Origin of the sequence: Planctobacterium marinum (genome assembly GCF_036322805.1) — a bacterium.
GTDB classification, from domain to species: Bacteria; Pseudomonadota; Gammaproteobacteria; order Enterobacterales; family Alteromonadaceae; genus Planctobacterium; species Planctobacterium marinum_A.
In genome coordinates, this window is the sequence record NZ_AP027272.1 from 1,077,581 (window position 1) to 1,101,589 (window position 24,009).

Below are 24,009 nucleotides of genomic sequence, written 5' to 3' on the forward strand. Positions count from 1 at the left end.
CCTGAAAAGGTGTTGAGAATTTGCTTATTCAAGCACTTCAACGTATGCCTGGTCTCGCATTTGTCTGATCCATGCTTCTCTTTCTTCACCAAATTTACGCTGGAACAACAATTGATAAGCTTTATCTTGTTTCAATTTATCTGTTACGTCACCAACACGTTTTCCTATCAACTGGACCAGGTGCCAACCGTGTACGGAGCGAAAAGGTTCGGATAATTCTCCGGGTTCATCTAATTGTGCAAGTGTTTCTTTGAACGCTGGTACGTAAATGGAGGGATCGTTCCAACCAAGTTCTCCACCACGAGCTGCACTGCCTGGGTCTTTGGAGTGTTCTTTGGCAAGGTCTTCAAACTCTGCTTCGCCATTGATGACTTGATTCTTGAACTCACTCAGCATTTGCTGTGCGCGTTCTTCACTGAGGATCACTGAAGTTTGGATTAAGATGTGACGAGCATTTACTTCTTCGATTTCGGCGATTTGCTTACCACGGATATCCAGAATTTTCAAAATATGGAAGCCTGCACCACTGCGAATGGGACCAATCAGGTCGTCTTTTTTGGCATCTGCAACCACTTCAGCGAAGAGTGTGGGCATAGTGTTGACGTTCATCCAGCCCAAATCACCACCTTCTAACGCTCTGGGTCCAGAAGACGCAGTTGTGGCAATTTTTCTAAAGTCGGCATCTTCTTTTTGCAGCAACTCAATGACGCGCTCCGAGCGTGTTTTGGCCGAGTCAATATCTTCTTGTGTTGCTTCAGACGGGAAGCCAACGAGAATATGACCTAGCTGGAATTCGACTTCCTCAGCGCCTTGCTCATCAATGAGGCTGACCATGTTATCGATTTCCTGGGGCGTGACATAGACGCGGCGTCTGACGTTGGCGCGAGTGACTTCGCCGGTGATCAGCTCCTTACGGATACGCTCTCGGTATTGCTCCCAATCCATACCCTCGGATTCTACCTTGGCGCGCAGCTGTTCTGCTGTAAGGTTTTCTGAAGAGGCGAAATTTTGGATAGTTTGCTCTAGTTGTGGATCGCTTACCTGAATACCCATGCGTTGTGCCATTTGCATTTGCAGCGCTTCGGTAATCAACCTTTCAATTGCTTGGGTACGCAAGACACGGTCATTCGGTAAGTTCTGATTATTTCTGATGGCATTGGCCTTAACCGTGGTGATTAAGTCCTTAATTTCACTTTCCAAAACCACGGTCTGGTCAACGATGACTGCCACCTTGTCCAACTCTTGGACCTGGGCTTTAACGAAAGCTGAGAAACTCAGAATAAAAATTGAAAATACGGTTATTAATTTCATAGATAATTTATTGCCCTATTACATAAGGTTGCTGGTAACCATACAAGCCATCTTCTAGCAATGACTTGCGGTTTCGGCGTTGCCCCATTCCTTTAAACTCGAACTTTAAGCTAATACCAGAATCATATTCATCCAGGCTCTGATTTCCAAGTGCATCAAAGCGATTGGTTAAATGTCGTTCCCAAACAAATTGTAACGACCAGCAACAGGAATCATACTGGAATCCCGTGTAACTTTCGGTGGTGCGATTCAAATCGAGATCCCGGTAATATCGCCCCACCCAAAGCCAATTCTTGGCAAAACTCCAGCTGGCAGTGATGCCCGCTTGATTGATTTCAACACCGGGTAGGTCTCTGACGAAGCGGTGACCCACCTGAACTAAGTTATTGCTGCTCTGACGATACTCCAATGAGACACTGCTTCTTTCAACTCGTTCATTTTGAGATGAAACTTGTGCTTCCAATGAGGCAATCCAGCGAGAAGACAAATTCCAATCTAGCTCAGTGGCTATGGCCGAGCGGTTGCTATCTTGACGTTCGGCTTCCAGAATTCGGCTATCATCCAGATAGAAAATCTGGCCCAAACTGAATTTAAGCTTGTCCTGTCCTTTGCTGTTTAATATTCGGGTTGTAGCCCCTAAGGTTAACTGGTTCTTATCACTTATGCGATCAAGCCCGGTAAACTCCTGGCCTCGAAACAAACCTTCAAAGTCATTCAGCAGCCTCGTAGTATCGTAAAGGCCGATATTGTCCTGGTTTTTATAGCTGGTGTACAAATACTGGGCTTTTGGCTCTAATGTTTGGGTTGCAGAGTCACCAAACCAGTTAATTTCTCTTTCGAAGGCCATGGTGCCGTACAGACGAACCTGACCAAGGGTCCGATTAACGTCTTTATCTAGTGTGGTGCCTTCTGTATTTTTTTGCCGATAACTGGTGTGCAAAACACTGGTTTCAGCCAAAAACTCAGCCCAAGGTGTTCTCCAGGGCAGGGACAGTTTCGGCGCAATATGAAAACGCGCTGCTTTTGGCAGATCCGTTTCCGCATTGTCAAATAGTGTCAATTCGGAGTGTACGTCAAGATTTAAGTACTCCCCTTGCCATGCTTGGTAATCCAGTTTGATTTCCGGCAGGGCCCGATAAGTGCTGGGGTGGTCACCGATAACCTTAAAATCCCGGAAACTGGCATTGACATCCAGTTGTTGTGTGTCGTAGTTAAGGGAGACTGTCTTGAATAAATGGGTATCTGCTCGGTTGTAAAAATCAGAATCTAAGTCTGCGATATAATTATCATCGCTAAGATGGTTCCACTCAGCATTGATTGACCACTCTTGAGAAAGCTGTCCGAAATGTGTCAGACGGTAAAAATAGCGACTATCGTTCTCTTCGGTGTCTCGATCTTCTGCCATGTACTCCAGGTGAATGGCGCCCGTATGTTGCTCCGTCAGGTAGCGAAATTCATTCTGAAGTTGAAAACCTCTATCGGTCATCACCCTCGGGGTAATGGTTGCGTCGTAATTTGGCGCAATATTCCAATAAATGGGTTGTGCGTAAGATACCCCGAATGTATCGGAACTATTGATTTCTGGCAGCAGTAAGCCACTTTGGCGTTGATTGGTCACCGGGAAGGAAAAATAGGGCAAATAAAGCACCGGTATATCTTTAACGTAAAATCGTGCGTGTTTAACCGTGCCCCATATATCACCGGGCTTTAACTCTATGCTGCTGGCTTTGATTTGCCAGTCTTCGCCACCTTCTGGACACGTAGTGAAGCTTACATCCTCAAGTGCCACGCCTTGTTGTTGATTCAACATGATTTTGTCTGCTGCACCTCTACCCTGGAAGCGCAGCATGCGATACCCGGTTTGATTCATCTCCATCTTGTTGGAATCGAGATCCAGCAGCAAATCCTCGCTTTCTACTAAGATTTGTTTATCTCTGAAACGAATGTCACCGGAGGCAGTGAGTTTTCTGGCGACTTTGTCGATTCTGGCATTTTGTGCACTGATATGTGCTTTCGGGCTGGCAATCTCAACATCGCCATCGAAATCAGCCAGTTTGTCTTGTGTCATAGACACCGAATTGGCTTTTACAACGATCTCACCCTTTTCCGCCAGATTTTTTTTATCCAATGGACTAATTGGCACCAGACATTGTTCTGTGGCCAGAGTGAACCCGCTGTACAAGATCACTAACGGAAAGATTGAATATGGCTTGATATGCATAAAAAAGGTTGTGTGGAGCCTTGGTTTGACCAGAAAAAGTGAGAAACACGGCTGAATTCTAATGGTTTCGATGTTTTTTACCAGCGTAACGTTAAAAAAAACGCATTTCCTGTTTATTTTTGGCCCCCACGGGGTTGTGAAACTGGTAGACTGAACGCAAATAATAAAAAGAGTTAGCTATTGTTGGTGGAATTAGTTGGTATTTCCGCAAATGTCCATCAAGGTGAAGTCTCCAGCAATACTGCTCTATGTGTGCGTTAATATTAGAGTTTTCTATGATTGCAAATCAATCCGATGAGCAGCGATTAAGAGCTGATGCCTTATTAAACTGGATCAATACCCAAACAAACTTGCGTGCAGAAGCGTTAGATATGGTTTCTGGGGATGCCAGTTTTCGCCGTTATTTCCGTTTTAAATTCGAAGGCTGCAGCTATATCGCAGTAGATGCCCCTCCAGAAAAAGAGAACAATCACGCATTTTTTCACATAGCAAAGCGTTATTTTGATGCTGGTGTGCAAGTGCCTGAGATAAAAGCAGTAGATTTAGCATTGGGTTTTTGGGTACTTGAAGACTTTGGTGACGTGTTGTTAGCCAATCGATTTGACTCTAAAGATGTCCAGCCGTTATATGCGCAGGCTCTCGAAGCGCTGCGCGGTATCCAACACGTGATGACAACCGATGCTGGCACTTTACCCGCCTTTGATGATGCCCTGTTGGATGCTGAATTCCACTTGTTTAATCACTGGCTGATAGAGGTGCATCTCAAACTGGGGTTAACGGACACTCAGTGGCAAACAATCCATGAGGCACAAGAGGCAATTCGCCGCGTGTTTAAAGCTCAGCCTCAGGTTGGTGTGCATCGTGATTATCACTCTCGGAATCTCATGGTATTACCGGACGATTCTATCGGAATCATTGATTTTCAGGATGCGGTTACAGGGCCTGTCACCTATGACGCAGTTTCACTACTCAGGGATTGTTACGTTGTCTGGCCAGATGCCATGGTGGATACGTTGATCAGTGAATGGCGAGAGGGGCATTTCCCGCAATACGACGCCAAAGAGTTTGCCCGGTGGTTTGATTTTGTTGGCATGCAACGACATATCAAAGCCAGTGGCATTTTTTGTCGACTGTGCCATAGGGACGGCAAACAAGGATATCTGGCGGATATCCCTCGTACCTTAGAGTATGTTGTGAAGTTTGGTAGACGCTACGGTGAAACCCGAGATTTTGCTGATCTTGTTGCGTCTATGGTCATTCCTGCTGTGGTCTCAAAACTGGCGGCTTAATATCCGATGATCGATTGTGCCATGATACTGGCTGCCGGACGTGGCGAGCGGATGCGCCCTTTGACGGATATTTTGCCTAAACCCCTGTTACCCCTCAAGGGCAAGCCTCTAATGCAATATCACCTGGAAAAGTTGGCCGCGGCAGGTATCCGCAAAGTTATTGTTAATCACGCCTGGTTAGGTGAGAAAATCGAAGCTGCGTTTGGCAACGGAGAAGCATTTAATTTGCAAATTATCTACAGTGCTGAAAGTGAAGCACTGGAAACCGCCGGCGGTATTGTAAAGGCTTTACCTCACTTTGCAGGTAATCCTTTTATGGTGGTTAACGGGGATGTCTATTGCGATATAGATTTTACCCAACTTTGCCGGGAGCCGCTGCGAGGTTTAGCGAGATTAGTATTAGTGGATAATCCAGAGCATCATCCCGAGGGGGATTTCGCTGTTTCTGATGGACGGGTAGCGCAAAAATGTGCTGAGCAAAGTTACACTTTTTCCGGTATTGCGCTCTATAACCCGGAATTTTTCGCAGGATTAAAGGTTGAGAGAATGCCGCTTGCCCCTCTCATAAGACGTCACATGCAAAATGGCAGAGTAGAAGCCGAGTTGTTTCATGGCCGTTGGTGCGATGTGGGTACGCCAGAGCGCCTCGCTAATCTTGAACAGGAACTATCATTATGAATATTTGGGGCAAGGTGTTAGGCACTTTGTTTGGTGCTATGTTTGCCAAAATACCCGGTGCCATCTTGGGATTCATCGTGGGGCATCTGTTTGACCGTGGCTACAGCCAGGATTTTAATCAGATGGGCGGCTTTGGCCGTTTTTTTGTGGATAAAGACGCAGTAAAAAATCAGGCTGTATTTTTTCACGCATTGTTTTCGGTATTGGGGCATGTCGCCAAGGCTGATGGTCGTGTTACCGAAGCCGAAATTCAAGTGGCCACCCAATTAATGGATGACATGAACCTCACCGGTGATACCCGCAAAGAGGCTCAGCAGGCATTCCGGGAAGGGAAGGCGGCCGACTTTCCGGTAAAAGACATACTGAAAGAGTTTTACGACTCTTGTTATGGTCGCAGAGATATACTGCAAATTTATCTGGAGATCTTGATTCAGGCCGCTTATGCCGATGGGCGTTTAGATCCTGAAGAGCAGAAAATCCTGCTGGAAGTCGCTCAGGTATTAAAATTTCAAAAGCAGGAATTAATGTATTTGATTTCAGCATTTGAAGCAGAGTTGCGTTTCCGTCAGGCTAGCGCGCAACAAGCTTGGCAACAAGAACAAGCTCGCCAACAGCAAGAACATCGCGGACCAGGTTGGCGACCGCGCAGTAAAGCAGAACAAAAGCGCTCCCGTGAAGAGCGAGAAGATACCGGCCAGGATGACTTTGATGAAGAGGCCTATTACAAGCGACAGCGAGAACAGTACTCGCGCAAGAACTATCAGCAAAGGGGCGGCTATCGGGGGCGACAACAATCGCAATCGACATATTCATATGATGACCGCGTCAATGATGCTTACCGAATCTTGGGGGTGAATGCAAATACTGATCCTAAAGCCATCAAAAAAGCTTACCGCAAATTGATGAGCGAACATCATCCAGACAAGCTTGTGTCCAAGGGGTTACCCCGTCAGGCACTGGATATTGCCAAGCAAAAGGCGCAAGACATTCAAGCGGCCTGGGAATTAGTAAAAAAAGAGAAGGGAATTTAACGCCCTTCTTTTGCCTGTTATTGACCAGCTACAACAGGCTCTGGCAATAAAGTGACCTTCTTCAGCATGACATTCTCCACAGGCACATCTCGCCAGCCTAACTCCATATTGTAGGCAGTTTCTACCTCAGCAAGTTTATCTACTACTTCTGCGCCTTCTAATACCAGACCGAAAACCGTGTAGCCCCAATTGCGCCCCGGATTTAAGGACCTGTTGTCTTGTACGTTAAAGAAGAATTGACGGTTCGCGGAGTGTGGGTCGTCGCCTCTTGCCATGGCCACGGTGTACATGTCGTTTTTCAGGCCATTTCCGGATTCATTGTAGATTTGTCCAAAGGCCGGCAGTGTATTGAACTCTGCATCATAACCGCCTCCTTGCACTACAAACCCCGGAATGATGCGATGAAAAACGGTATTGTCATAGCTGCCTTTTTCCACATAGCGCAAAAAGTTATTGACGGTAATAGGGGCTCTGCGACGGTCCAGTTCGACAGTCATATTTCCCAAATCTGTTTCGATTTTTACTTTTGGATAAAAGTTATCTGGCTGTATGTGAGAACCGTCTTTGCTCTGGGCAGAAATTGAGAATGAAATCATGGCCAGGAGGGCTACCAGATAGCGAGAAGTAAAAAACATGTATATTCCTTTTATCGTTTGATGCTACTTAAAATAACGAATTTGCGATTGCTTGCAACTACTTTGCAGCCACCAAACAAGCGTTTTAGTTTTTCGTGGTAATTAAGATGACGGTTGCCCACGATACGCAGCTCACCACCTTTTTTCAGGGCTTTTTTGGCGTCATTAAACATTTGCCAGGCAATGTGATCAGTGATGGTGTTTTGCTGATGAAACGGCGGATTGCACAAGATCACATCAAGTTGCTCTACCGGAACCTGTTCCAAACTGTTGGAATGAAAAAAGGCAGCGGGTATTGCAGGGAAGTTTGCTTGCAGTGTGAGCTGTGCCGATGCCACTGCCATTGCTGACTCATCCACACAGTGTATTTTGGCTGGCTTTTGCTGAGCTGCATGTACCGACAGTACGCCGTTACCGCAGCCGAGATCTAATATCTGCTTGTTTTGGCAATCGGGTAGGTGTTCCAGTAAAAATCGCGCACCGATATCCAATGATGTTGATGAAAAAACATTAGCCAGGTTTGCTATTTGTAGCCCTGAGTTTTCAACTGGCCAGCGCAGCGGAAATTTTGATTGGCTGGAGAGGGTTTTGTTAACACGAGTAAAGATCAGCCGTGCTTTTTTTACCGCCAGAGAGGTATGCGTAGATCCGAGGTGTTTTTCAAATAGGGCAAGAGTAGACTTTTGAATTTGATTTGCTTTGCCGGCGGTGATCACCAGTGCACCTTTGGGTAATAGCGCTCTTAAGGTGATTAACTGCTCTGCCAAAAAACTATTGTTTTTAGGTAACTTCAAAATCGCTTGTGTGGTGTTATCGGGTAAGTCAGACAAATTATTGTGAACGCTAAATTCAGGAGTACTTTGGACGTTTTTATGCCAGTTTTGCTGCATGGCCAGTGCAGCGACTTTGGAGTCGGAATACCAGGCACAGATTTGCGTCGGCAACATACAGGCCAGGGCACCAAAGTCATCGTTAAGGACGGCAGTTTGTTGCATTTGCAGTTCAGGGTTCTCTTGTAGATATTGATAGATGTATTCATCTGCAGCATCCCAGGCTTGTAGACTGACGTGCTGTTGCTCTGGCGGGTAGCGGTGAAGTTGCCAGCGTTTATCCTGTATACTTAACTCTGTTCTCATTTGGTTGTCTTAAGGTAATTTATTATGAAGCAATTTGACTTGTTCTCTGGCGACTCTCCTGGAAAAGGGACGCAGTACAAGTCTACCACAGAATCATCAAATGCAGATGTATTCGAGGGCGCTGTTTCGAATCAAGTAACAAAGCGCAATCGGCGACGTTTATTGCCGGATATTAATGCTTTTTTTGACGGTGAGTTGCATTACTTCCCTGATTTCCTCAATCGCGGTGAGGCGGATGCGTTGTTTGCAGTGTTGCGCTCGCAACTGCAATGGCAACCAGACCAGGTCAAAGTCTATGGTAAATGGCATACCATTCCCAGGCTGCAAGCTTGGTATGGCAATCCTGAGAGTCACTACAGCTATTCGGGGAAAACACTCAATCCGTTGCCGCCCACGCCTGAGCTGGAAGTTTTGCGCAAAGCCTGTGGCGAGATTGCCCAAGTTGAGTTTAACAGTGTGTTGGCTAACTTGTATCGCAACGGTGCAGATTGTATGGGCATGCACAGTGATGATGAGCCTGAACTGGGAGAGCAGCCGGCTATTGCTTCTGTCACTTTGGGGGCTACCCGCCGATTTGACCTGGTGCATAAGACTGAACCTGTCAAATTACAGTTGCCGTTGCAGTCGGGTAGTTTGTTGTTAATGTGTGGAGACACTCAAAAGCATTGGCAGCATGGTATCGCCCGTACTAAGCAGCCTGTGGGGGAGCGCATCAATTTGACCTTTCGCAGGGTTGTAAAACGTTAGAGCAAGGTTATAAATTCTGCTGTATTTGCGGTTTAAAAATATATGTCATTGACTCAAACAGTTACCAAAAAGCAAGCAGTTTTTCTGCAAATTTCAGTATTTAAATTCAAGATCTCAGGCTAAATTTAGACATGAGGAAGGCATAGTGCTGGCTCCTCACATACAGAGGTTTTTGCGGCTGGGTCAGGCGCAATTTTCTCCGGTCTGTGTTAGCGGCAGATTTGATTTTGGAGGTATTTGAATTGTGAACATTCAAAACACAATAGAAGACAAGTTAACGGAGCATTTCGCACCAGAGTTTCTTGAGGTTATTAACGAGAGTTCTCAGCATAACGTGCCTATTGGCTCAGAGACCCACTTCAAAGTGGTGCTGGTAACCCCGCGTTTTGCAGGGCAGCGTTTGCTGCACCGGCATAAAGACGTGAACAAGGTACTCAAAGACGAAATCGAAAACCACATTCACGCGCTTGCGCTGCATACCTATACTGATCAGGAGTGGGAGCGTTTATACGGCGATGCGCCAGACTCGCCAGCTTGTTTGGGTGGGGCCGGACGCAAGGTTTCCTGACAACCTTTCCATTCGCTTAGAGTTTTAAATGAAAGCGCCGTATGGCGCTTTTTATTTGTCATTTGTCGGCGCTAAAATTGTTCCGCAAACAAGGATTGCCTCTGGTATGATTCCCAAAGTCACAAATTTTTGATAAAACGTTGCATAATCAACGGTTTATTTTTTAGCGCAAAACAACGATAAAAACTAACAGACTTGCGGATATTCATGTCGGACAAATTCAGCCAATTTATTGATAGATTCCACGCCAGGTTGTGTCATCTGGTCAGCCTTTTCACTCTTATTATGACCGCTCTGACATTTCTGATTGTGGTGCTCAGGTATGGCTTTGACATGGGCTGGGTCGCCATGCAGGAATCGGTTATGTATCTGCATGCGGCAATTTTTATGCTGGGTGCCGCCCACACCCTCAAGCTGGATGAACACGTACGAGTGGATGTGTTTTACCGCAATTATTCACCCAGGAATAAGGCCCGAGTCAATTTTTTTGGTGGTTTGGTGTTTTTACTGCCGTTGACCGGATTCATTTTCATCATGAGTTGGAGTTATGTGCTCAAGTCCTGGCAGCTGTTGGAAGCATCACAAGCGGCTGGTGGTTTGCCAACGTTGTTCTTGCTGAAGACTTTTATCCTGCTGTTTGCTGCAACGCTGTTTTTACAGGGAATTTCTGAAGTACTTAAAAATGCCAATTTAGCTTTGAAGGGAGAGTAATGATGGAATGGATGGCATTACTTCTGTTTTTGTGCGTGTGTGGCACACTGTTATTAGGATACCCGGTGGCATTAACCTTGGCAGGTACTTCGTTGATTTTCGCTGGGATTGGTGTGTTAACGGGTACCTTTGAAACGTCTTATCTCAATGCTTTGCCGTCTCGTTTGTTTGGTATTATTAACAATCAAACTCTGTTGGCGGTACCGCTTTTTGTACTGATGGGCATTGTATTGGAAAAATCCAAAGTGGCCGAAGATTTGCTCACCGCGATGGCCAGCTTATTCGGCAATTTTCGTTCAGGATTAGTGTTATCGGTTATTTTTGTGGGTATGTTACTCGCTGCCAGTACCGGAATTGTCGGCGCCACCGTGGTGACTATGGGCTTATTGTCGTTGCCGGCGATGCTGAAAAAAGGCTATCCGCAATCGCTAGCCTGCGGCAGCATCTGTGCTACAGGTACGTTGGGGCAAATCATTCCTCCTTCCATCGCATTGGTATTGCTGGGTGATGTACTTTCCGGTGCTTATCAGCAAGCACAATTAAATATGGGCAACTTCTCACCCGATTCGGTTTCGGTGGGCGATTTATTTGTAGGTGCTATCGTTCCTGGGTTGTTGCTGGTGGCTTTGTATGCCCTGTATGTACTGATTTTCACGCCTAAGTTAGAAGCAAACGAATCACATGACACTCAGGAAGACAATACAACTAGTGTGTTTGGCGCCTTGTTCCCGCCATTAATGCTGATTATTTTAGTGCTTGGTTCTATTTTGGCTGGTTTTGCGACACCAACGGAAGCCGCAGGCGTCGGCGCTACAGGCGCTATTTTGCTGGCTTTTGCTCAGCAAAAAATGGACTGGACGCGTTTACAGGCCGCTGCATTAGATACCACCAAAGTAACAGCCATGATCTTTATGATATTAATTGGTGCTTCCATATTTTCTTTGATTTTCAGAGGTTTCGGTGGCGAAGAAATGATCCATCGTTTTTTTGAGCGCTTACCCGGTGGTGAATTTGGTGCCATTTTAATGGTGATGGCCATTATCTTTGTACTGGGTTTTATTCTGGATTTTATCGAAATTACCTTCGTTGTCGTACCTCTGGTCGCCCCTGTATTGTTTATGATGGGAGTCGATCCCATTTGGCTGGGTATCATGATAGCGGTGAATTTACAGACTTCGTTTTTAACGCCCCCGTTTGGCTTTGCACTGTTTTATTTAAGAGGTGTTGCGCCGCCCTCCGTGCAAACTATGCAAATTTACAAAGGGGTCGCACCCTTTGTTCTGATTCAGTTAGGCTTGCTGATCATGATGGCCATTTGGCCGGAAATTATTACCTGGTTACCTGACACCATTTACGGATAGGAAAAAGTATGAAAGCACTTAAAATAGGTTTGGTGATTGCTCTGTCAGCTTTGCTGATGAGCTGTTCAGAATCATCCACTCAAGATTCATCACAATCGCAGGCGGTTCAGCAGACCTTTGAATGGAAACTGGTAACCAGTTGGCCCAAGAACTTCCCGGGACTGGGTAAAGGCCCTGAAACCTTTGCGCAAATGGTCAATCAGATGTCAGGTGGCAGGCTGAAATTGCGAGTTTATGGTGCTGGTGAAATTGTTCCCGGATTTGAAGTTTTTGATGCCGTTGCCGAAGGCACCGCACAAATTGGCCACTCTGGTCCTTACTATTGGAAAGGCAAAGCACCTGCGGCGCAAATCTTCACTGGTGTGCCGTTTGGCATGAATGCTCAGGAGATGAATGGCTGGTTGCATTATGGCGGTGGACTTGAGTTGTGGCGCGAACTTTATAAGCCTTTTGGTCTAATTCCCTTCGCCGGCGGCAATACTGGCACCCAGATGGCGGGCTGGTTTAAAAAAGAGATTAACTCTGTCGAAGATTTGAAAGGTTTGAAAATGCGTATTCCCGGCTTGGGCGCAGAGGTGTTGAGACGCGTAGGAGGGGTACCTGTGACATTGACTGGTGGTGAGCTATTTACGTCTCTTCAAACTGGTGCCATTGATGCCACTGAATGGGTGGGGCCCTACAACGACTTAGCGTTTGGGTTACACAAAGCTGCTGACTTTTATTATGCATTTGGTTGGCACGAAACGGGTACAACACTGGAATTTATCGTCAATGAGCAGGCCTACAATCAACTGCCCGCAGATCTACAAAAAATTGTGGAAGTAGCCACCAGAGCCGTGAACCAGGGCATGTTGGATGAATATACAGCGCGTAATAATGCCGCTTTGCAAACACTGTTAAACACCCACGGTGTAGATTTACGTCAATTGCCTGATGATGTTATTGCGTCCCTGAAACAAGCCACAGAACAAGTACTGGCTGAGCAGTCGGCAGCAGATGCGCAGTTTGCCAAAATCTATGCTCAGTACCAGAAGTTTCAGCAGGAAGTGGCCAATTTTCATGGCATTACTGAAGCGCGCTTATACCAGAGTCGTGATTAGTACCAACAGGATATTGTGACTGCTGCACAGCTGTTCAGAGTTGTTGAATTCGTTGTGCTGGTTACAATAGCCACAATTTTAATATCGGACGATAGACTCGTTCTTGCAAGTAAGGAATTTCCTCAATTATGGTAATCCAACCTAAAATTCGTGGTTTTATCTGTACTAATGCGCATCCCGCTGGCTGCGCTCACAATGTCAGCACGCAAATTGATTATGTAAAGGCTCAATCCCATTCAGATGAAGGGCCAAAAAATGTTTTAGTTTTAGGCTGCTCTACCGGATACGGATTGGCTTCGAGAATCGTGTCGGCCTTTGGTTATGGTGCTAAAACCTTAGGTGTTTGTTTCGAAAAAGCGCCAACCGAGAAAAAGACGGGTACCGCGGGTTGGTACAATACCGCTGCCTTCCATCAACAGGCAGAAGGGGCGGGGCTTTATCATAAAACCTTAAATGGCGATGCGTTTTCTAAAGAAATGAAAGCAGAAGTCATCGAAGCGATTAAGCAAGATCTGGGGCAAGTTGACCTGGTAATCTATAGCCTGGCATCTCCTCGTCGTACTGATCCTGAAACGGGTGAAGTCTATAAGTCCGTGCTTAAGCCCGTTGGCCAAAGCTACACCACTAAAACCTATGATACCGATAAAGACCTGGTGCATGAAGTTTCACTTGAGCCTGCTTCAGAAGAAGATATTCAAAATACCGTTAAAGTAATGGGTGGTGAAGATTGGGAATTGTGGTTAGATGCTTTAGCTGAGGCGGGCGTATTAGCGCAAAATTGCAAAACCACCGCTTATACTTATATCGGTAAAGAGTTGACCTGGCCTATTTACGGTCACGCGACTATTGGTAAAGCCAAAGAAGACCTGGATCGCGCGGTTAAGGCGATTGAGTCTAAACAGGCTAGCCTGAATGTAAAAGCCTATGTTTCGTCATTAAAAGCGCTGGTAACTCAGGCTTCCTCTGCAATTCCAGTGATGCCGCTATACATTTCTTTGATATATAAAGTGATGAAGCAAGAAGGCACTCACGAGGGCTGTATCGAGCAAATCGATGGTTTGTTCCGTTTGTTACTGCAAGATGCTCCGGAAGTAGATGAAGCCAACCGATTGCGCATGGATGGCAAAGAAACCAACGATGCTACGCAAGCTAAGATCAAGGAGCTTTGGCAGCAAGTGACACAAGACAACTTCCATCAATTGAGCGACTACGCTGGTTACCATCAAGAATTCTTACACTTGTTTGGCTTTGGTTTTGACGGTGTTGATTACGAAGCCGATGTCAGCCCGCTGGCAGATTGGTAAAAGTGCCTCATTGATCTCGAAAAAAACACCGCTTAGGCGGTGTTTTTGCTTCTTTAAATTAAGTGAGTAGAATACACAGCATCTAATTCCCGTCCTCGCGTTGACAAAAAATTGTCAATTGCTAGGGTTTAGGTTGAAAAATAGTCAATGCGTGACTAAAAAAAAAGCAAAAAAACCAAGTCACACACATTGCCGTAGCACAAAATGCTCAGGTAGTGCTAGAATTCTAGAGTTTGTATTCAAGGTTTATTTCTGTAACAAAACGTTTTAGTTGAAAAAACAAGAAATAACTTGTTTTAAGCAGTCTTTAAACCTTATCGGGTTAAGTATTAATCCTTAACTAGTGCATGTATGTATGATTAAAATAAAGAAAGGCCTCAACCTCCCTATTACGGGAGCGCCAAAGCAAGAAATCCATGACGGTGCGCCGATTTCGCGCGTTGCTGTTCTGGGTGAAGAGTACATCGGCATGCGTCCCACTATGCATTGTCAGGTGGGTGATGTCGTTAAAAAAGGGCAGGTTCTTTTTGAAGACAAAAAGAACCCAGGCGTGAAGTTCACTGCGCCTTCTGCCGGTGAAGTCATTGAAGTCAATCGCGGCGCAAAACGCGTTTTGCAGTCGGTTGTCATCAAGGTTTCCGGCGAGGAGCAGGTGGAATTTGCTAAATATGATGCGGCTGAGCTTGCTTCTCTGGAAAGAGACAAGATCGTTGCACAGTTAGTTGATTCTGGTTTATGGACTGCACTTCGTACTCGTCCTTACAGTAAAATCCCAGCAATTGACTCAGCGCCTTCGGCGGTGTTCGTTAACGCTATGGATTCCAATCCATTAGCCGCTGATCCTGCGGTGATCATCGATGGTAATCAGGCGGATTTTGAAAACGGTTTGAATATCGTTGCTAAGCTGACCGAAGGTAAAACCTGGTTAACTAAGGCTCCGGGCGCGGTTATTGCCACTGGCAGTGCTGCGGTCTCTACTGAAGAGTTCTCTGGTCCTCACCCTGCGGGTCTGGTAGGCACGCACATTCATTTCCTCGATTCCGCTGGCGCCAACAAAATGGTTTGGCACATCGGTTATCAAGACGTGATTGCTATTGGTAAGCTATTTACCACTGGCGAGTTGGATTCCTCGCGCGTTGTGGCATTAGCGGGTCCTGTGGTGTCAAATCCAAGACTGGTTCGCACAACTTTAGGTGCCAACACTGAAGAATTAACCGCCGGTGAGTTATCTACTGATGATCCGCGCGTAATTTCTGGCTCTGTGCTGCACGGTATGCACGCCCATGGCGTTCACGCTTACCTGGGCCGATATGCCACTCAGGTTTCAGTTGTAGCTGAAGACAGCGAGAAGAAGTTCCTCGGTTGGATCACGCCGGGCTCTGATAAGCACTCCATCACGCGTGCCTATCTTGGCCATATGGGTGGTGGCAAACTGTTTAATATGACTTCTACGACTAACGGTTCAGATCGCGCTATGGTGCCAATCGGCAACTACGAGCGAGTTATGCCGCTAGACGTATTACCCACTTTATTACTGCGCGATTTGCTTTCTGGCGATACCGACGGTGCCCAAACTCTGGGTTGCCTGGAGTTAGACGAGGAAGATCTGGCGTTGTGTACTTATGTATGTCCTGGCAAATACGATTACGGCTCCGTACTGCGTGATTGTCTGGATAAGATTGAGAAAGAGGGCTAATCATGAGCTTGAAAGATTATCTTGAAAAGATTGAACCCGATTTCGAACCGGGTGGAAAACACGAAAAGTGGTATGCGCTTTATGAAGCGGTAGCCACAGTTCTATATACGCCTGGTAAAGTGACTAAAGGTACGGCTCACGTTCGTGACAGTATCGACTTGAAACGCATCATGATTATGGTGTGGATGGCGACATTCCCGGCCATGTTTTACGGTATGTTTAACATTGGTCAACAAGCGCACTTAGCCATTTTAAATGGCGCTGGCGCTGTAACACTACCTGACGTGTGGCAAGCCGCAATCTTTACAGCGCTTGGCGGTCAGTTGGGTGTAGACGGTGTAAGCTGGTTGGGTATGATGGGTTATGGTGCCTGTTTCTTCCTGCCTATTTATGCAGTTACATTCATCGTTGGTGGTTTCTGGGAAGTGTTATTTGCTTCGGTGCGCAAGCACGAAGTTAACGAAGGATTCTTCGTTACCTCAGTTTTGTTCGCCTTAACCTTACCTGCAACTATTCCTCTGTGGCAAGTGGCACTGGGTATCACCTTCGGTGTGGTTATCGCCAAAGAAGTATTTGGTGGTACAGGCCGTAACTTCCTTAACCCGGCATTGTCTGGTCGTGCTTTCTTGTACTTTGCTTACCCGGCTCAAATCTCCGGTGATGCTATCTGGACAGCAGCAGACGGTTTCTCTGGCGCAACTATGCTAAGCCAGGCCGCTTCTGGAGCATTGGATTACAGCAACGTCGCACTTTGGTGGGATGCCTTCTACGGCAATATTCAAGGTTCTGCCGGTGAAGTTTCAACGCTGATGTTATTAATTGGTGGTTTGTTCATTATTTATCTGCGCATCGCCTCCTGGCGTATTGTATTGGGTGTGCTTCTTGGTGCGGCTATCTTTGCGACACTATTAAATCTGGTGGGCAGCGATACCAACCACATGATGTCAATGCCTTGGTACTGGCACTTGGTGACTGGTGGTTTTGCCTTCGGTATGTTCTTTATGGCAACCGACCCGGTTTCGGCGTCCTTCACCAACCAAGGTAAATGGGCTTACGGCCTGTTGATTGGCGCCATGTGTGTCATGATACGTGTATTAAACCCGGCATTCCCTGAAGGTATGATGTTGGCAATCTTGTTCGCCAACCTATGGGCGCCGTTGTTTGACTATTTTGTCGCTCAAAGCAATATAAAACGGAGGATGGCACGTGTCAGCGCGTAAAGAAACTCTCGGAAGAACTATCGGCATCGTTGTTGCCGTGTGCCTTGCTTGCTCAATTGTTGTTTCTTCGGCTGCTGTAGGCTTGCGTAGCCTTCAGGAGACGAATGCGGCACTGGATAAGCAAACTAATATTATCGATGCGGCAGGCTTGCTTGATAAAGCGGCCGGTGACATCGCTGGAACTTATGACAAATACGTTGAAGAACGCTTCGTTGACCTTGAAACTGGTACCTATGTAGAAGCACCTTATGAAGGTTATGACATGTTCAAAGCCGCTAAGGATTCAGACTACAACGTTCGAGTACAAGGTAGCAATGTGGGTTTCCAGACTCGTGCTAAAGTTGCCAGTATCTACGTAGTTAAAGACGACAGCGGTAACGTGCAGCGCTTGGTATTGCCTGTGTATGGCAGTGGTCTTTGGGATCTGATGTACGGTTTCCTGGCTATTGAAGCTGATGGCTCTACCATCCGTAGCTTGGTGTATTACCAGCACAAAGAAACTCCCGGATTGGGCGGTGAAATTGTCAACCCAGCGTGGAAAGCGAAGTGGGATGGCAAGCAAGCGTTCAAAGATGGTGAAGTTGCCATTCAGGTTAAAAAAGGCGCAGGTAATGATAACCCTTATGCGGTTGATGCATTGTCTGGTGCAACGTTAACCAGTAACGGCGTGCAGAACAGCGTAACTTACTGGCTGGGTGAACAGGGCTTCGGCAAGTACCTGAGCAAACAGTCCTGGAAATCTTAAGGGGCAAAACAATGGCTGAAACAAAAGAAATGAAAAAGGTATTGTTCGGGCCCGTCCTGGACAGTAACCCAATTGCATTGCACGTTCTGGGTATTTGCTCAGCGCTGGCGATCACAACCAAGTTGGAAACTGCTTTGGTTATGTCAATGGCCGTAATTTCGGTATTGGCGTTCTCCAACTTGTTTATCTCTTTAATCCGAAATCACATTCCATCTAGTGTGCGTATCATCATTCAGATGACCATTATCGCTTCCTTGGTAATCGTGGTGGACCAAATCTTAAAGGCTTATTCCTATTCGGTGGCCAAAGAGCTCTCGGTATTCGTGGGATTGATTATTACTAACTGTATCGTAATGGGACGGGCGGAAGCTTACGCCATGAAGAGCCCGCCTTTGATGAGCTTTATCGATGGTATAGGTAATGGCTTGGGCTATGCCTTTATCCTGATCGTAATTGGTACTATCAAAGAGCTGTTTGGCTTCGGTACAATTCTTGGTTTTGAAATCTTACCACTGGTACAAAACGGTGGCTGGTACCAAGGCAACGGTTTATTGATTCTTCCATTTAGCTCGTTCTTCTTGATTGCCGGTATGATTTGGTTCATCCGTACAATCCGTCCTGAGCAAGTGGAACCAAAGGAGTAAGTAATGGAACATTATATTAGCTTATTTGTACGTTCCGTATTTATTGAGAACATGGCGTTGTCTTTGTTCTTGGGGATGTGTACCTTCCTTGCGGTATCTAAAAAGGTAAAGACCGCTATTGGCTTGGGTGTAGCAGTAATTGTGGTTTTGGGTATTTCGGTACCTGTTAACCAGGTTATCTATGTGAATATCTTGGCGCCAGGTGCACTGGCTTGGGCTGGCTTCCCGGATGCGGACCTTAGCTTCCTTAACTTCCTGACCTTTATCGGTGTTATCGCAGCATTAGTACAGATCCTGGAAATGAGTTTGGACAAGTTCTTCCCGGCTTTATATAACGCGTTAGGGATCTTTTTGCCGCTGATCACCGTAAACTGTGCCATATTCGGTGGTGTTGCTTTCGCAGTACAGCGTGAATACAACTTCACCGAAAGTATTGTGTACGGCATCGGTAGTGGCTTTGGTTGGGCGATCGCTATCACCCTGTTGGCTGCGGTGCGCGAAAAGCTCAAGTACGCCGATATGCCTGAAGGTATCCGTGGATTGGGCTCAGTGTTCATGATCGCGGGTCTGATGGCGTTGGGTTTCCAGTCATTCACGGGTGTAGCCCTGTAAACGCCGATACGAGAGGAAAATTACATGAATCAAGTTGAAATTTATCTTGGTGTCGGGATGTTTATTGCCATCGTACTTGCGTTGGTATTTATCATCATGTTCGCCAAATCGAAATTGGTCCCTACAGGTGACGTTAAAATCCTGATCAACGGCGATCCGGACAAAGCTATTACGGCATCTCCGGGTGGTAAGTTATTGGGCGCTCTGGCCGACAATGGTATCTTCGTAAGCTCTGCTTGCGGTGGTGGTGGCTCATGTGGTCAGTGCCGTGTTGATATCAAATCTGGTGGTGGTGAAATCCTGCCCACAGAGCTGGATCACATTACTAAGCGCGAAGCGCGTGAAGGTTGCCGCTTGTCTTGTCAGGTAGCTATCAAGCAGGACATGGATATCGAACTTCCAGAAGAAATCTTTGGCATCAAGAAGTGGGATTGTGAAGTTATTTCTGACGACAACAAAGCCACTTTCATCAAAGAGCTGAAGCTTAAGATTCCAAATGGCGAAAGCGTGCCTTTCCGAGCTGGTGGTTATATTCAGATTGAAGCGCCTGCGCACCACGTAAAATACAAAGATTTCGATATTCCAGAAGAGTATCGCCCGGATTGGGAGCGTTTTGGCTTCTTCGATATCGAATCAAAAGTAGACGAAGAAACCATCCGTGCTTACTCGATGGCTAATTACCCGGAAGAAGAAGGTATAATTATGTTGAACGTGCGTATCGCTACGCCACCACCTAATAACCTAAGTTTGCCTGCAGGTAAGATGTCTTCTTATATCTGGAGCCTGAAAGAAGGTGATAAGGCCACGATTTCTGGTCCGTTCGGTGAATTCTTTGCTAAGGAAACGGATGCAGAAATGGTATTCGTAGGTGGTGGTGCAGGTATGGCACCAATGCGTTCTCACATCTTCGACCAGTTACGTCGCATCAAAACCGACCGTAAGATTTCTTTCTGGTACGGTGCCCGTTCTTTGCGTGAAATGTTCTACGTAGAAGATTTCGATATGCTGCAAGAAGAGAACGACAACTTCAAGTGGCACGTAGCACTTTCTGATCCTCAACCTGAGGACAACTGGGAAGGCTACACTGGCTTTATCCACCAGGTATTGTTAGAAAACTACCTGAGAGACCACCCAGCGCCAGAAGACTGTGAGTTCTACATGTGTGGACCACCTATGATGAACGCTGCGGTTATCAATATGCTCAAAGACCTGGGTGTAGAAGACGATAACATCATGCTTGATGACTTCGGTGGTTAAGTTTATTTAAAGTGTAAAAAAGGGGCTTTTGCCCCTTTTTTGTTATCCGTTTGTGCAAGAATCATTTTCCATGAAAACTAAAAATACCGTCAAACCTCGTCTGTTTGCAGTACTGCTAATTAGTGTTCTGTTGACGCTAATCTCTGGCTGTCAGCCCGTTCCCAATGAAGTACATTTGACTGGCCCTACGATGGGCACCACTTATAACATTAAATACTGGTCTGAAACTGAGCAAATACCAGAGGATATTCAGGCGAAAGTGGATGCCGAATTAGTGCATATCAATAAATTGATGTCCACTTACGATCCAGGTTCAGAACTGTCTGTTTTTAATCAGAGCAAAAATACGGAACCCTATTCTTTGTCAGATGAAACTATGCTGGTAATGAATGAGGCAATTAACATTGCCAAAATGAGTAATGGCTACCTGGATATAACCGTAGGACCCTTGGTTAACCTTTGGGGATTTGGCCCTCAAGCGAAACCGGAAGTTATCCCAAGTGATGCGGAAATTGTTGCAATACGAGCAAAGGTCGGCTTTGATAAACTCACGCTTTCCGGAAACACTGTGACGCGTTCCCATCCTGAAATGTATGTGGATTTATCAACAGTTGCCAAGGGCTATGGTGTGGATCGGGTGGCCGAAATTGTTGAGTCTTTTGGTATCAACAACTATCTGGTGGAAATTGGCGGTGAAATGCGCGTTGCCGGAGAGAAACTCAATGGCCAGCAGTGGCGCATTGCTATCGAAAAACCGGTGACAATGGAGCGGGCAGTACAGGAGATAATTTCTGTGGGGAATAACGCGATTGCTACCTCAGGAGATTATCGCAATTACTATGAAGAAGAGGGTGTTCGCTACTCTCACCTGATAGATCCAAAAACCGGAAAGCCAATTCAGCATAATCTGGTCTCTGTAACGGTAGTGCATCCATCTTGTCTAATCGCAGATGGCTTCTCAACAGCGATAGCGGTAATGGGTAAAGAGGCAGGCCTTGAGATGGCTCTTCAAAATAACCTGTCGGTTTTACTGATTACCCGAGAAAATGGCGAGTTTAAAGAGTATACTACACCGGGTTTTGAGTCTTTTCTGATAAATAAGGGATAAGTACGTAGTGAGTACCTTTCTGTTAGCTTTTGTATTCTTTTTAGTAGTGGTGGCTGCCATGGCCATTGGTTACATTCTGCAAAATAAAACCATATCCGGGTCTTGTGGTGGGCTTGGCGCTTTAGGTATTGAAAAAGCTTGTGATTGCCCGGAACCTTGTGATCGCAAAAAGGCTAAACTAGAGCGGGAACAAGCAAGGCAAAAAAAATTCAGGAATGGCAAAACAACAAAATTATCTGATTGCTATCTGCGCAATTGGATATCTAATCGGGTGCTACTACTAAATACCCCGACAACCTTGGGGCGTAAAGCTGCATAAACACAAAGCGCCCCAACACTTTGCTTTTAATACTGTAAAAATACTGTCACAATCCTTTACATAACTGCTGTAAATTCAGACAATAGCCGCGAATTATGGTGGATAACTCACCTCTGGCAGTATCCCAATCTGTGATCTGCATTCAACTATTTTTATATCTTGCCGTTAAGGTCTTGATAAAAAACAAATAATTAGAAAGGTTGCTCTATGTGGTTTCAAAAGTCTATCAGTCAACGACTGATTGCGATTTGTCTTTCGGGTATCGCTGTCTTATTCCTGCTCTATGGTATTTGGCAGGTACAACAAGTTAAATCCAGCACTGTTGAAAAAGTGAATGGTGATATCCAAAACATCGTTGCTCAGAAAGCCACAGAAATTGCAGGCTTTTTCTATGCCAAAGGTCAGGTGATACACAGTGTGTTTGCAAATCCTTTGGTTTTAGATTGGTTCGAGAACTACGATGATCGACGCGGCGATCTCTCTGGAGATGAAGATTACCGCAAGGTTTGGGATTACTTTAAGTTTTTCTCCGATAAAGACCCCGCTATTAAAAGTGTGTTTTTTGGTTCGGCTAACACCTTTGAATATTTCGATTTGAATGGTCGCTATGAAGGTGATCCTAATTATTACACTAACAAGCGTCCTTGGTGGTTTGAAGCGCAAGACAAAGGGCGCTTATACCTTTCTGATCCCGCTGTAGACGCTAACGACAAATCCATCTCTGCCACTATTAAAACGGTGGTGAATCGCAATGGCCGCTTTTTAGGGATTGGTGGGATGGATATCTTGATCAGCACTATCGGTGAAGAACTACTCAGTAAAATCAAGTATCAAGGTATGGGCAATGCCTTCCTGGTAACCGACAAAGGCGTGTTGGTGTATTTCCCTGGTTTTACAGAGAGCTTTCCGCCGGGCTCAGATATGAGTAAGGTAGACTCTTATTTCAGTGATTCCAAAGGCTTTGCGCAGCTGAAAAACATGGTATCCCGTCAAGATAGCGGTATGGCAGATGTCAATTGGAAGGGTGAACACTACAAGGTTATTTTCGATAAGGTAGCTGGTGAGTATCCCTACTTTAATTGGAAGCTGGGCTTTATGGTGCCTGATCAAGCGGTGAGCGAGCCAGTGGCCAGCGCCGTATGGCAAGTCACCTTCCTGATGTTGATTATGTTAGGCATCATCGCCGTTATGGTATACATGATTGTACGTCCCATGCTTAACCCGTTGAATTCTATGGTTGATGCCATGAAGGATATTTCCCGTGGTGATGGTGATTTGACCAAACGCATCGACTTAAACCGCGAAGATGAAATTGGCCAATTGGCCAGTGAATTTAACGCCTTCATGGATAAAATTCAGTCGTTAGTGAAGCAAACCATGGACATCACCGCGGAAGTGAATCGCGCCACCAAAAATGTTAGCGAAATTACCCAACACAACTTGGATTTGGTGAACAACGAGAAATCGGAGATTGAATCAGTAGCCAGCGCTAGTTATGAAATGGCGGAGACCAGTAAAGACGTTTCTCGCAATACTAGCGGCGCAATGGAAGTGGCCGATAGTGTTAAAGAGGAGATGGATAAGGGTAGTTCGGTAGTTAAGTCAGCGGTTGGCGATATTAATTCGTTGTCCAGCCAGATTAGTGAAGCCTCAGAAGTGGTGGCGGCACTGGAAGCGGAAACCGATAAAATTGGCGAGGTGCTCGACGTTATCTCGGCTATTACTGAGCAAACTAATCTGTTGGCACTAAATGCGGCGATTGAAGCGGCTCGCGCAGGTGAGATGGGTCGTGGCTTCGCGGTTGTGGCAGATGAAGTAAGAACATTGGCCAGCCGAACCCAAGAATCTACCCGTCACATTCAGGAAATCATTGGCGCCTTGCAAACTACAGCCAAACAAGCCAGCCAGGCCATGACCACCAGTAACAGCCAGGCAGAATCTGGCGTGCAACGGGTTGCCGATTTGCAAAAAGTGTTGGATCAAGCCTTTACTGGAGTAGAGCAAATTCAGCAGCAGATGCAAAGTATAGTGGCAGCCAACACCCAGCAGTCTTACACTGCGGAAGAGATAGCCCGTAATGTAAGCCATATTACTGAGCTGGCGGATGAGACGGTGTCAGAGAGTAAAGATGTTGAAAAGAATATCTCTGACCTGAAACGTTTGGCTGAGAACCTGGATGATGTTTTGAAACACTTCCGGGTGTAAGGCTTGTCGAAAGATTGCTTTTTAATGCGTTAAGAAACCCGCCGCACGGCGGGTTTTTTATGTAGCTCGCCGTTTAAATGTTCCGGACATATACGGTATTCACTGCATCCC

The 24,009-nt window shown here is 46.0% G+C and carries 21 protein-coding genes and 1 pseudogene; 18 read left to right on the forward strand and 4 right to left on the reverse strand.

What is annotated here, in order from left to right:
- Positions 1-24 precede the first annotated feature (24 nt).
- Positions 25-1,311 (reverse strand): peptidylprolyl isomerase SurA, encoded by a 1,287-nt coding sequence (surA, locus tag AABA75_RS04780; protein WP_338291390.1) that lies wholly within the window; start codon positions 1,309-1,311, stop codon positions 25-27.
- A 7-nt stretch (positions 1,312-1,318) separates the two neighbouring features.
- Positions 1,319-3,532, reverse strand: a complete 2,214-nt coding sequence (locus AABA75_RS04785; RefSeq protein ID WP_338291391.1) for an LPS-assembly protein LptD — start codon at positions 3,530-3,532, stop codon at positions 1,319-1,321.
- A 275-nt stretch (positions 3,533-3,807) separates the two neighbouring features.
- On the opposite strand from AABA75_RS04785, the gene AABA75_RS04790 reads away from it, so the two are divergent.
- The 3 genes from AABA75_RS04790 to djlA are packed head-to-tail and all read left to right on the forward strand — an operon-like array spanning position 3,808 to position 6,530.
- A complete protein-coding gene (locus AABA75_RS04790; RefSeq protein ID WP_338291392.1) occupies positions 3,808-4,821 on the forward strand; it encodes an aminoglycoside phosphotransferase family protein in 1,014 nt (337 codons plus the stop codon).
- Positions 4,822-4,827: 6 nt separating this feature from the next.
- Positions 4,828-5,499 (forward strand): N-acetylmuramate alpha-1-phosphate uridylyltransferase MurU, encoded by a 672-nt coding sequence (gene murU, locus AABA75_RS04795; protein WP_338291393.1) that lies wholly within the window; start codon positions 4,828-4,830, stop codon positions 5,497-5,499.
- Positions 5,496-6,530 carry a co-chaperone DjlA gene (gene djlA / locus AABA75_RS04800; protein WP_338291394.1) on the forward strand — a complete coding sequence of 345 codons (1,035 nt, stop codon included), beginning with the start codon at positions 5,496-5,498 and terminating at the stop codon, positions 6,528-6,530. Before murU ends, djlA begins: the two co-directional genes overlap by 4 nt.
- A 17-nt stretch (positions 6,531-6,547) precedes the next feature.
- Here the strand turns inward: djlA and AABA75_RS04805 are convergent, their stop codons facing one another.
- Together AABA75_RS04805 and AABA75_RS04810 are read right to left on the reverse strand one after the other, a co-directional pair.
- The gene (locus AABA75_RS04805) at positions 6,548-7,165 is read right to left on the reverse strand and encodes a peptidylprolyl isomerase (RefSeq protein ID WP_338291395.1); all 618 of its coding nucleotides are present in this window, start codon (positions 7,163-7,165) and stop codon (positions 6,548-6,550) included.
- An 11-nt stretch (positions 7,166-7,176) separates the two neighbouring features.
- Positions 7,177-8,301 carry a methyltransferase gene (locus tag AABA75_RS04810; protein ID WP_338291396.1) on the reverse strand — a complete coding sequence of 375 codons (1,125 nt, stop codon included), beginning with the start codon at positions 8,299-8,301 and terminating at the stop codon, positions 7,177-7,179.
- A 24-nt stretch (positions 8,302-8,325) separates the two neighbouring features.
- Between AABA75_RS04810 and AABA75_RS04815 the strand changes: the two genes are divergently transcribed.
- From AABA75_RS04815 to AABA75_RS04885, 15 genes and pseudogenes are all read left to right on the forward strand, one after another.
- On the forward strand, positions 8,326-9,048 hold the full coding sequence (locus tag AABA75_RS04815; RefSeq protein WP_338291397.1) for an alpha-ketoglutarate-dependent dioxygenase AlkB family protein: 723 nt from the start codon (positions 8,326-8,328) through the stop codon (positions 9,046-9,048).
- A gap of 244 nt (positions 9,049-9,292) precedes the next feature.
- Positions 9,293-9,616 (forward strand): BolA/IbaG family iron-sulfur metabolism protein, encoded by a 324-nt coding sequence (locus AABA75_RS04820; protein ID WP_338291398.1) that lies wholly within the window; start codon positions 9,293-9,295, stop codon positions 9,614-9,616.
- A 207-nt stretch (positions 9,617-9,823) separates the two neighbouring features.
- Positions 9,824-10,327, forward strand: coding sequence for a TRAP transporter small permease subunit (locus tag AABA75_RS04825; RefSeq protein WP_338291399.1), 504 nt, complete (start codon positions 9,824-9,826; stop codon positions 10,325-10,327).
- A gap of 2 nt (positions 10,328-10,329) precedes the next feature.
- Positions 10,330-11,688, forward strand: coding sequence for a TRAP transporter large permease subunit (locus tag AABA75_RS04830; protein ID WP_338294806.1), 1,359 nt, complete (start codon positions 10,330-10,332; stop codon positions 11,686-11,688).
- 8 nt (positions 11,689-11,696) lie between these two features.
- A complete protein-coding gene (locus AABA75_RS04835) occupies positions 11,697-12,788 on the forward strand; it encodes a TRAP transporter substrate-binding protein (protein WP_338291400.1) in 1,092 nt (363 codons plus the stop codon).
- Between the two features lie 128 nt (positions 12,789-12,916).
- Complete coding sequence (gene fabV, locus AABA75_RS04840; RefSeq protein ID WP_338291401.1) at positions 12,917-14,092, forward strand: enoyl-ACP reductase FabV; 1,176 nt, start codon at positions 12,917-12,919, stop codon at positions 14,090-14,092.
- 355 nt (positions 14,093-14,447) lie between these two features.
- Positions 14,448-15,788, forward strand: coding sequence for a Na(+)-translocating NADH-quinone reductase subunit A (locus tag AABA75_RS04845; protein ID WP_338291402.1), 1,341 nt, complete (start codon positions 14,448-14,450; stop codon positions 15,786-15,788).
- Positions 15,789-15,790: 2 nt separating this feature from the next.
- Positions 15,791-17,008, forward strand: coding sequence for an NADH:ubiquinone reductase (Na(+)-transporting) subunit B (locus AABA75_RS04850; RefSeq protein ID WP_338291404.1), 1,218 nt, complete (start codon positions 15,791-15,793; stop codon positions 17,006-17,008).
- Positions 16,995-17,753, forward strand: coding sequence for a Na(+)-translocating NADH-quinone reductase subunit C (locus tag AABA75_RS04855; RefSeq protein WP_338291405.1), 759 nt, complete (start codon positions 16,995-16,997; stop codon positions 17,751-17,753). The genes AABA75_RS04850 and AABA75_RS04855 overlap by 14 nt, the downstream gene beginning before the upstream one ends.
- A gap of 11 nt (positions 17,754-17,764) precedes the next feature.
- Complete coding sequence (locus AABA75_RS04860) at positions 17,765-18,397, forward strand: NADH:ubiquinone reductase (Na(+)-transporting) subunit D (protein WP_338291406.1); 633 nt, start codon at positions 17,765-17,767, stop codon at positions 18,395-18,397.
- 3 nt (positions 18,398-18,400) lie between these two features.
- Complete coding sequence (gene nqrE, locus AABA75_RS04865; RefSeq protein ID WP_338291407.1) at positions 18,401-19,009, forward strand: NADH:ubiquinone reductase (Na(+)-transporting) subunit E; 609 nt, start codon at positions 18,401-18,403, stop codon at positions 19,007-19,009.
- A gap of 24 nt (positions 19,010-19,033) precedes the next feature.
- On the forward strand, positions 19,034-20,266 hold the full coding sequence (gene nqrF / locus AABA75_RS04870) for an NADH:ubiquinone reductase (Na(+)-transporting) subunit F (RefSeq protein WP_338291408.1): 1,233 nt from the start codon (positions 19,034-19,036) through the stop codon (positions 20,264-20,266).
- Positions 20,267-20,336: 70 nt separating this feature from the next.
- Entirely contained in the window at positions 20,337-21,374 is a 1,038-nt protein-coding gene (locus tag AABA75_RS04875; RefSeq protein ID WP_338291409.1) for an FAD:protein FMN transferase, read from the forward strand.
- Between the two features lie 7 nt (positions 21,375-21,381).
- Positions 21,382-21,614: pseudogene (nqrM, locus tag AABA75_RS04880) on the forward strand ((Na+)-NQR maturation NqrM).
- 286 nt (positions 21,615-21,900) lie between these two features.
- Complete coding sequence (locus AABA75_RS04885) at positions 21,901-23,898, forward strand: methyl-accepting chemotaxis protein (RefSeq protein WP_338291410.1); 1,998 nt, start codon at positions 21,901-21,903, stop codon at positions 23,896-23,898.
- The last annotated feature ends 111 nt before the right edge of the window (positions 23,899-24,009 follow it).

Coding starts and splice junctions, on each gene's coding strand:
- surA (WP_338291390.1), bottom strand. CDS start 1,311: ATGAAATTAATAACCGTATTTTCAATTTTTATTCTGAGTTTCTCAGCT.
- AABA75_RS04785 (WP_338291391.1), bottom strand. CDS start 3,532: ATGCATATCAAGCCATATTCAATCTTTCCGTTAGTGATCTTGTACAGC.
- AABA75_RS04790 (WP_338291392.1), top strand. CDS start 3,808: ATGATTGCAAATCAATCCGATGAGCAGCGATTAAGAGCTGATGCCTTA.
- murU (WP_338291393.1), top strand. CDS start 4,828: ATGATCGATTGTGCCATGATACTGGCTGCCGGACGTGGCGAGCGGATG.
- djlA (WP_338291394.1), top strand. CDS start 5,496: ATGAATATTTGGGGCAAGGTGTTAGGCACTTTGTTTGGTGCTATGTTT.
- AABA75_RS04805 (WP_338291395.1), bottom strand. CDS start 7,165: ATGTTTTTTACTTCTCGCTATCTGGTAGCCCTCCTGGCCATGATTTCA.
- AABA75_RS04810 (WP_338291396.1), bottom strand. CDS start 8,301: ATGAGAACAGAGTTAAGTATACAGGATAAACGCTGGCAACTTCACCGC.
- AABA75_RS04815 (WP_338291397.1), top strand. CDS start 8,326: ATGAAGCAATTTGACTTGTTCTCTGGCGACTCTCCTGGAAAAGGGACG.
- AABA75_RS04825 (WP_338291399.1), top strand. CDS start 9,824: ATGTCGGACAAATTCAGCCAATTTATTGATAGATTCCACGCCAGGTTG.
- AABA75_RS04830 (WP_338294806.1), top strand. CDS start 10,330: ATGGAATGGATGGCATTACTTCTGTTTTTGTGCGTGTGTGGCACACTG.
- AABA75_RS04835 (WP_338291400.1), top strand. CDS start 11,697: ATGAAAGCACTTAAAATAGGTTTGGTGATTGCTCTGTCAGCTTTGCTG.
- fabV (WP_338291401.1), top strand. CDS start 12,917: ATGGTAATCCAACCTAAAATTCGTGGTTTTATCTGTACTAATGCGCAT.
- AABA75_RS04845 (WP_338291402.1), top strand. CDS start 14,448: ATGATTAAAATAAAGAAAGGCCTCAACCTCCCTATTACGGGAGCGCCA.
- AABA75_RS04850 (WP_338291404.1), top strand. CDS start 15,791: ATGAGCTTGAAAGATTATCTTGAAAAGATTGAACCCGATTTCGAACCG.
- AABA75_RS04860 (WP_338291406.1), top strand. CDS start 17,765: ATGGCTGAAACAAAAGAAATGAAAAAGGTATTGTTCGGGCCCGTCCTG.
- nqrE (WP_338291407.1), top strand. CDS start 18,401: ATGGAACATTATATTAGCTTATTTGTACGTTCCGTATTTATTGAGAAC.
- nqrF (WP_338291408.1), top strand. CDS start 19,034: ATGAATCAAGTTGAAATTTATCTTGGTGTCGGGATGTTTATTGCCATC.
- AABA75_RS04875 (WP_338291409.1), top strand. CDS start 20,337: ATGAAAACTAAAAATACCGTCAAACCTCGTCTGTTTGCAGTACTGCTA.
- AABA75_RS04885 (WP_338291410.1), top strand. CDS start 21,901: ATGTGGTTTCAAAAGTCTATCAGTCAACGACTGATTGCGATTTGTCTT.